The following is an 8651-nucleotide window of genomic DNA, read 5'->3' as shown; positions in this document are numbered from 1 at the left end:
AAATTACGTGAGTGAACCATTATCCTTCGGTAACATTTTTATATGAGTTGACACGGCCACGCTGGGTTGGTCACTGCACACCAATGCAATTAGGCCTGTCCGTCGCTCAGCGGCGGCGTGCCTTGCTCTCCCCCACGCTTCTTCTCAACCTTGGGGGGAACCGGATCATACCCGCCTGGATGAAACGGCTGGCATTTCACGATCCGCTTGGCCGCCAGCCAGGACCCTTTCAACGGTCCGTGCACCTCAATCGCCTCCAAGGCATAGGCCGAGCAGGTCGGATAAAATCGGCAGGTCGGCGGCTTTAGCGGTGAAATAAACTTGCGATACACGTGGATTGGTGCCTGAAACGTTTTACGCACAAGGCCCATCTTTAGTGCACCTCGTGTTGTTCCGGCGCGGCATCCTGCGGCTTGCCATCCGGCCGGCAATTTTTGCAATACCCAAACACCTCAAATTTATGCTTCACAACCTGGAACTGCTCCGGCGCATCGGTCAGCGGCATCGGGCAGAAATGAATCGGATACGTCTTCTCGCATTGCAAGCAGATCATATGATGGTGATGATGCCCTTCACTGCTGCAGCTGGCTCGGAACTTCAAGCCGTCCTCAAAGACAACCTGCTCCAACACCCCCAGCTCCTCCATTACCCGGAGGTTCCGGTACACGGTATCAAAGCTCAGGCCGCTGTATTCTTTACCCATATATTCATAGACGTCCTTAGGGGTCAAATAACCATCCCGCTCAGCGAACAGTTTGGCCAAGCTTTTGCGTTGGTCGGTAATCCGCAGTCCCCGGCTGGACATCACTTTAATAATTTCCTCGGTCGACAGCATGTGACATTCCTCCCGTCTGCACCTTCGTTCCATGCGTCTCTTCTAATAATGCCGCAAATTCAGTGCATCGTCAATTCGACGGGATCCAACTCCACAAACGTAAAAGCCCCTTTACCTTTAAGAAGGCAAAAGGGCGATACCATCCATGTCAACTGTTTAAAATAAACCGGTTCCACTTCTGCTGCCAAGCGATGTCAGACCAAAAAGGATGATGAGGAGCACAATTGGAGCAAAGCACCATGCCCCAAAAGCCGTGTTCCATCCCTCTTCGTATGGCATATTCTGCAATAGCTTTGCCAACCGGCCCTTCCTCAAATTGGGCGAACAGCGGCGTATAGCCGACATATCCTTCGCCAATAACAACCGGAATGCCGTGCTTCTCTGCCCAATCCGCAGTTTCTTCAAACCGTTCGTCCACCTTCTGCAGCATGGCCTTTTGGTGTATACCGTAATGCTCATACAAGTACAAATCCCATTTCACCGGGTCACACCAATCATGGACGTACATCAGCTTAAGGCCAACCGGATTTTCATGCATTCGCCATTCCTCACCATCGGGCAGCCTATAGTCCTCGAACGGCGGAGCATCATCTCTTAGTAAAGATTGCACCAAAGCATTGGGAAATTCGAGATCCGGGTTACGGATCCCCGTCTCCTCCATCAACTGCTGCAGTACACCGTTAATATACATGTGAAAATGGGCAACCTGCTCGTTATCCGGAACACAGTCTTTGGAATAGGGCTCGTTCAGCGTGTAGCAGCCGGTGATCCGAAGATCGGCATGCTGTTCCTGTAAATAGGCAAGTGCCTCCTCCACATAGGACTTCGTATAGCGGATCAGCTTGCCTAGCTGCCGGGACGAGATGCCCGCCTCCAGCGCCATCTGACTCAACCGTCCAAACTCGATCTCGTTGTGCAGTTCCACGTAAGCGATACGGTCTCCAAGTCCGGCTGATTTGACGAAACGAATTAACTGATCCATCGACCGAGCCAAAGCCATGAATCGCTCCTGCGGCGGAATCGCCTGCAGCGCTTCAAATAGCTCCGGTGTCCTCAAGAAGCTGGGGCTCTGTTGATACTCCCAGGAAGAGAGGATGATGAACATGTCGTATTGCTTCGCCAGACGAAACAGATTTAATAAATGCTGATGACCGTCGATTTCCGCGCCGCCTGTGCAGTTATACCAGCGTGTCCTCACTCCCACTTGACCAAGATTGGAGAAGGCTAATCGGTCAGGACGCGGGCCGTCTGCGGTAAATAGCAGGAATGGCATCGCACAGATTCGAATCGTATTGTAGCCCCTTTCCACCGCCTCCTTGAAGCATTGCTCCAGATCGTGAAACGGTTCCCCCGGCATCGTCATCGTATACCAAGAGAAATCCCACATCGTAATCGTTAGTTTGCGGGGAAGATGCGCGCTGATCTTGTTCATGCGATTCACCTCTTAAAACCTCTTAAATTTAGAAGCTTGATTTCGGCGGTTCCGCTTAGCTCTTATCCTTTCACGGCCCCTGAAGTAATCCCTTTAATGAATGAGCAGCTGCCAAACAGGAAGATGATGAGAACAGGCAACGTCGACAACCCCAGCGCCGCCATCCGAGCGCCATAATCGGTCCGGTGGACAAATCCTAACGTTGAAACGAACAGCGGGATCGTATAATTCTCGCTGTTATTGATCGTCACCAACGGCAGTAAGTAGTTGTTCCATGACCAAAGAAACACCAGCGTCGACAACGTAGCCAGTCCCGGCTTAATTAACGGAATAACGATGTTAAAGAAAATCCGCGGCTCCGAGGCCCCGTCAATTCTCGCGCACTCGATGACTTCATTGGGTACCGTATCCTTGATAAACTGCACCATGAAAAAGGCGCCAAACGACCATGCGCTCCAAACCAGAATGACGGAGAGAAGCGTGTTGCCAAACCCCAGCGTACGCATCTCGATAACGTAACCGATCAACCCAACCTGGCTGGGAACCATCATCGTAATGATAATGAAATAACGAAGAAAATTCCTCAGCTTAAATTGGTATTTAGCGACCGCATAACCGATCATCGTAGCCGTGAAGACACCGATAACCACTGCGGACACCGAAACGATCATACTGTTCAAGTAAACCTGCACGAAGTTGGTCTTAAACACAGTTTTCAAGTTCTCCAACAAATAGTCGGAAGGAATCAACGGCAAGCCTTTGAAAATATCTTCAGAATAATACGTCGACATCATCAACATCACATAAAAAGGGAACAGCGATACGAGGGTAACTATGCTGAGAAACACCCATTTTACGACCTTCATTCCTGGTCCCCCTTCCCCATGGAGAGCTTGTAGCTGGCGATGGAGAACACAACGATCAGCATGAACAACGCATAAGCGATCGTCGCACCATATCCAAAACGAACATTCATAAACGAATCGTTGACGAACTTCCAAATGATCGTCAGCGCCGCGTTGTCTGGTCCGCCGACCTGGCTCGCCGTCCAGCCGCCGTACAGCAGCTTCGGCTCGTCAAACAACTGCAGGCTTCCGATAATCGAAGTGACAATGAGGAACACAGAGATATTTCGGAGCAGCGGCAGCGTGATGCGGGTGAAGGTATGAAATGCTGTAGCTCCATCCACCTTCGCTGCCTCGTAGACATCTTGGGAAATGGCCGTCATCCCCGCCAAATAGATCGCGATAAAGTAACCTAAATTTCGCCACACGATCATAATCGCAATGATGATTCGGGACAGCCAGGGGTCCTGTAACCAGTAAATTCCTTCCTGAAGCAAGCCCATCTTTACGAATAAGGCGTTGATGATCCCGGTCTGCCAGTCGAACATAAAGGAGAAAATAAAGCCAATAGCAACAGGCGTCGTAATATAAGGCAGAAAGTTCGCCGTTTGAAACAGCATTCGCCCTTTAACCATGTTAAAAATGAGATAAGCCAACAGCATGCCGGTTAAGACCAAGGTCGGTAACGACATCAGCATAATGACAACCGTGTTGAAAATCGATTTGTAAAACAACGGATCTTTTGTAAACAGCGTCACATAGTTGGCGAACCCAACAAACCGTTTCTCGCTGACACCATTCCACTCGTGAAAACTGAGGAAAAACGAATAGATGACCGGATAAAACTGAAACGCCAAGTACAAAAGCACGAACGGAAGCGAAAACAAGTAGGGCCACAGCCGAAGACCAAGCCGCTTCCTTGTTCTTGCTGTTCTTATAGACGCTGACAGAGGTTCCTCCGTACGTAAAGCCGCCTTCCGGCGCGGCCATCAAGCCCCATCGCCCGATGCCGTCAGGATCATTAGCCTGCACATTCCATTTGGGACTCCACGGCGCCATCGGGTAGAAGATATTATCGCCTTTTGCAAACGACGCGTTCCATCCCGGGGTATACCCCTCGTATTTGCCAAGAATCCCAGCATCTCGCATGGCGAACAGCTTCTCGAACGGTACCTTCATTCGCTCCGTTAACTCAATCGTGGATCCATTGATGTATGGCTGTTCGGTCTGCCCTTTCAACACGCGGTAAGCGTCGTCGAAACTGGCGATCATCGTCACTGCACCACCGCTCTTTTCTTTGACTTCAATTCCTTTTTGGATGAAGGCATTCCAATCCGGCAACAGCGTAGACAATTCGTTTGGATCGTCGGTGCCCAGGTATTCCTTGGCCAGGTCTCTCCGGTATCCGAGTCCAGCCGGTGTAATCGATTGATCGACGCCCACCAGCTCGCCTTTGGTGTTCGAAAGAAGCGGCGGCAAATAATCGAGCAGTTGGTCCTTGGAGAAGTGATAAGGAGCTTGCTCTAGATTGTCAAGCACATCAAGATCAAACAACTGCCCGCGGAAGTTCATTTCGCCCAATATGACATCAGGCACCTCGGAGCCGGATGCAATCCCGCTTTGCAGCTTCTGCATGTAGTCGTTATTGTTAACGACGGTGTATTTCACTTTGACATTCGGGAAGACTTTGTTAAATTCCGGCACCATCGTGGTCAGGAAGGCTTCATCCCAGTCCCATACGACGATTTCACCTTCGATGCTTGTGGGGATCCCGCCGAGCGTCGGAGCTTCCCCTTCGGCGTTGGCGGAAGTGCCACCTGAGTTCGACGACGGCTCACTTGTGTTCCGATTGGCGGCAGAATCGTTCTTCGCACAACCCGCCAATATCGCCGTGATCATCATCGCCAACACCAAGAGCGTCACCCAACTCTTTCTCAGACGTCTGTTCTTCATATTAACCCCTCCCACATTCTATTTGTATCCGCTTACAATGCGATCTTATCATCGCTGCAATGGGGTTAAAATCTCACAACCCGGTTATTTTACGCATAAATCGGCTGTCTTCCGCAGTGGAGTCCCCGTCCTCAATCGTGAAAGGGAGACGTATCCGCACTTCCGTTCCTTCGCCCGGAAAGCTCTTGATCTCGAGGCTGGCCGGCGGACCATAATGAAAATTCAATCGTTCACGAATATTAGAAAGTCCGATTCCTGTGGAGCCATTCTGGATGGGGGGGACCTTTAGGGCTTTGCGGATACCGATACCATTGTCGATGACAGATACCTCGATAAACCGATCCTCTCTTCGAGCAGAGATCCTAATCCAACCGTCCCGTTCGGAGGGGAAAATCCCATGATATAGCGCGTTTTCAATAAGCGGCTGCAGCATCATCCTGAGGACCATGCAGGGCAGCAGCTCCTCTTGAATGTCCCATTCGATCCGAAACCGTCCGGGATAACGGCAGTCCTGGATGGCGGCGTATTTTTTCACCAATTCGATTTCATCCTCCAGGGTCGTGAACCAGGCATCATCGCCGATTTTGATCGTGTTTTGCAAAAGATAGATTAATGAGGCGGTCATGTCGGCCACCTCCTTCGTTCGCCCAGCATGGGCTAAATAAATCACAGTGTTTAACGTGTTATATATAAAATGGGGGTTCATCTGGGACAACAACAGCTGGATCTGCATGTTCCGTTTTTCCTTCTGTTCCTGCACATGCGATTCGATCAATGATTTCAAATCCTTCATCATTCGGTTAAATCCAAGCCCCAGCAGTTCCATTTCATCTCCGCTCCGGATCTGCAATTCAGTGTTCAAATCGCCTGCGGACACTCGTTTCATCGCTCGAACCAGCTTCGAGATCGGCCGGGTCAGTTGCACGAGCAGAGGAAGCAGAATCATCATCACCACGATGAGGCTTACCGCCACAATCAGCGTGTAAAAAAGCAACAACTTGTTAATCCGCTCGTACAAGCGTGATTTGGAGATCACCGCAACTTGTTGCCATCTCTCCCCTACGGTATCGTCAACAATTTCGATATAGTTTCCCCCTTGCGAATCGCTATCGGTCCAAGGTGTCACTTCAGGGTTGCTGTCGAACAATGGAACGCCGTTTTGATTTAATAGAAGCAGTCGTTCAAAATCCTTGTTGCTCTGTTCAAATAAGCTCGCGAGATCTTTTTGATTGAAATCCAGCACAAGGTAATACCGTTCGTCACCATCGTCCTTAAAGTTCCTGTAATCCACAACATAACTAATCACCTGCTGCCGACGGTTGAGAAAAATAAAATCATGGGGATCGGAAAAACGCGATTCGCTGCGTCCCATCCGGTAAGCGGCAAACCAAGCCTGATTCAGATACTCTTTATAGTAGCTGTCATACCCTTGGTAATTAGAAAACACCTCGCCGTCCGGCCGAATAATCATCACATTTAACAAGCTGGAATTCATCACGGGAAACAGCTTCAGCTTCTCTCGAACCTTATTTTTCTTGAAGTAACTTTGCTCGTACGTATCGTATGGATCCTTGACCATCAACGCATTCATCTCGGAGTCGCTGATGATATATTCCGCGGTTTCACGTAATTGCTCTTGCATCCGATTGATGAATGAAGACGTCTGTTCCAGCTTCGTCGTATTATCTCGAACGGCTTGTTCCCGCATAATATCCTTAACATACGAATAAGTGACCCAACTGCTGATGAGTAAGGACGAGGACAGGATCAGAGCGCATACGGCAATAATTTTGGTGCGGATCCGAGCACGCATTTTAAATCCGGATAAGTTACTCATGGTGAACTTGCTTCCTTTCCGAATACTCCAGCGGATGCTGTCCAGTCACTCGTTGAAACACTTTACTGAAATAATGGCTGTTGCGGTATCCCACTTTTTCCGCCACCTCATACAGCTTGTATTGTCCTGTCGCCAAGCAACGCTTGGCTTTCTCCATGCGGACCTCCGTTATATAGTCCAGGATTGTACGGCCGGTTTCGTTTTTGAAGCAATGTCGTAAATGATCGCCGCTGATGGCGAGATGCTCAGCGATTTGTTCGGCGCTTATATCTTTGGCATAATGTCGGTGAATATATTGGATCGCTTTCCTGACCTTCGCTGAATAGACATCCCCGTGCTCGTCCTCCATCACAGCTCGGAACTGGTTTTTAAACCAACGCGCAATGCCGGTCACCGAAGTCCACTCCTCCGAGCCTTCAATCTCCCTGTACAGTTCATCGCGAAAGGGCGGCTTTCCCTTGCTCGTGCGAAGCTGATCCAGCTCCTTGGACAATTCGTTGCAAACGATTCGCAATTCCTCAAGGCTGGCCATTTTCTTGATACGGGTAAACCTGTTGTCGATCTCCTCTTCAACTTCGGCAAGGCGATGCGCCTCAATACCATGACGGAGTTGCTAGGTCCACGCTGCCCAATCGGTCTCTATGGCCTCCAATGTAAAGACAGTGCCTTCCTTGTCTTCGGTACACATGATCACGCTGTCCATCCCGGTGAAAATACGCAGATCCAACGCCTTCTCCGCCCACGTCGCGGCAGCAAACAGCTCAGTTACCTCCTGAAACACGGTTGAGCACGCAGCAGATACCGTACCCCCACTAGAAGCAATCTGCTCGGAAAACATTTGTTTCAAATGCGTGCTCCTCTGAAAAAGTTCCTCATGCTGTTGTCTTCGGCTGACCATCCCGTCAAATCCAAGCAAAACCCCGATCCGGGTTCCTCCCGCCGCAATGGTTGTAAACGTCTCAATCCAGCGGTATTCCGCTCGGTCCCCAGCCTCCCATGACATTTGAATCCCCGCATCTTGTGGAGCTACAGGCCGCCCCACAACCGGATAAGGGGTATCCAACTCGATAGCGATGTACACATATTGGGATCCGAACAAGGACATATAATTAGCAAGCGCTTTCAACTCTTCGTTAGAGAGTTCTTTGCCTGCCTTCGCCTGCTCAAGCAATGTCCTGCTCATTTTTCTTTGCATGGCCTTATCCTTATTGATCGTATCCTTCAGCTTCTCCAGCTCCAGCGTTAAGGTCTCCGGCGTTAATTCGTGCTTGACCCAGTAATCATGGACACCAATCCGCAGCGATTGCTTAACATATTCGAATTCCTTATAGGAGGTAAGAATTACGATCTTGGCTTGACTGCCGGCTTCCGCCAGCCTCTCGCTTAGGATCAAGCCATCCATGCCAGGCATCCGAATATCCACAAAAATGAGATCCGGTTTCAGCTTAGCCGCCAATTCCAACCCCTTCCGCGGATGAACAGTTTCTCCGGTCACCTTAAACCCAAGCTCTTCCCAACGAACTAAACGCTTCAAGTGTTCGATGGCCAATATTTCATCATCGACGATCATCACCTTCAGACGGTTCACAGTTACCCCCTCCTTCTTCCCTGCTTTCTTTCAACTTACAGGAGAACGCGAATTCACACAATTGATTTCATTCTCAATTTAATGGAGAATCTTCCGATTTTGGACGTAAGAAAAACGCCTGGCGGCGTCCTTTTAAGTTCGTTCAACTGAGTTCATACGTG

Annotated in this window: 9 protein-coding genes; all 9 read right to left on the bottom strand. The window is 49.8% G+C overall.

Translation table 11 applies throughout. The features are described 5' to 3' along the window. Positions 1 to 89: 89 nt before the first annotated feature. Positions 90 to 371 carry a membrane protein insertion efficiency factor YidD gene (yidD, locus tag RW092_RS19365; protein WP_016311682.1) on the bottom strand — a complete coding sequence of 94 codons (282 nt, stop codon included), beginning with the start codon at positions 369 to 371 and terminating at the stop codon, positions 90 to 92. A gap of 2 nt (positions 372 to 373) precedes the next feature. Further along, complete coding sequence (locus tag RW092_RS19360; protein ID WP_016311681.1) at positions 374 to 835, bottom strand: Fur family transcriptional regulator; 462 nt, start codon at positions 833 to 835, stop codon at positions 374 to 376. A 148-nt stretch (positions 836 to 983) separates the two neighbouring features. Next, positions 984 to 2267, bottom strand: coding sequence for a cellulase-like family protein (locus tag RW092_RS19355; protein ID WP_316011013.1), 1284 nt, complete (start codon positions 2265 to 2267; stop codon positions 984 to 986). Positions 2268 to 2329: 62 nt separating this feature from the next. After that, entirely contained in the window at positions 2330 to 3133 is an 804-nt protein-coding gene (locus RW092_RS19350) for a carbohydrate ABC transporter permease (protein WP_316011012.1), read from the bottom strand. Beyond that, positions 3130 to 3804, bottom strand: a complete 675-nt coding sequence (locus tag RW092_RS19345) for a carbohydrate ABC transporter permease (RefSeq protein WP_316011011.1) — start codon at positions 3802 to 3804, stop codon at positions 3130 to 3132. The genes RW092_RS19350 and RW092_RS19345 overlap by 4 nt, the downstream gene beginning before the upstream one ends. Continuing rightward, a complete protein-coding gene (locus RW092_RS19340) occupies positions 3749 to 5065 on the bottom strand; it encodes an ABC transporter substrate-binding protein (RefSeq protein WP_316011010.1) in 1317 nt (438 codons plus the stop codon). Before RW092_RS19340 ends, RW092_RS19345 begins: the two co-directional genes overlap by 56 nt. Before the next feature lie 73 nt (positions 5066 to 5138). Further along, the gene (locus RW092_RS19335) at positions 5139 to 6902 is read right to left on the bottom strand and encodes a sensor histidine kinase (protein WP_316011009.1); all 1764 of its coding nucleotides are present in this window, start codon (positions 6900 to 6902) and stop codon (positions 5139 to 5141) included. Then, positions 6895 to 7434: an AraC family transcriptional regulator gene (locus RW092_RS19330; RefSeq protein ID WP_316011008.1), complete on the bottom strand. Its 540-nt coding sequence runs from the start codon at positions 7432 to 7434 to the stop codon at positions 6895 to 6897. Before RW092_RS19330 ends, RW092_RS19335 begins: the two co-directional genes overlap by 8 nt. Positions 7435 to 7515: 81 nt before the next feature. Beyond that, positions 7516 to 8490 (bottom strand): response regulator, encoded by a 975-nt coding sequence (locus RW092_RS19325; RefSeq protein WP_316011007.1) that lies wholly within the window; start codon positions 8488 to 8490, stop codon positions 7516 to 7518. Positions 8491 to 8651 lie beyond the last annotated feature (161 nt).

It is taken from the genome of Paenibacillus sp. 3LSP (assembly GCF_032465655.1).
GTDB classification, from domain to species: domain Bacteria; phylum Bacillota; class Bacilli; order Paenibacillales; family Paenibacillaceae; genus Fontibacillus; species Fontibacillus barengoltzii.
The sequence above is the reverse complement of the archived record's forward strand: the minus strand, read 5'-3'. Positions and strand labels throughout refer to the sequence as shown.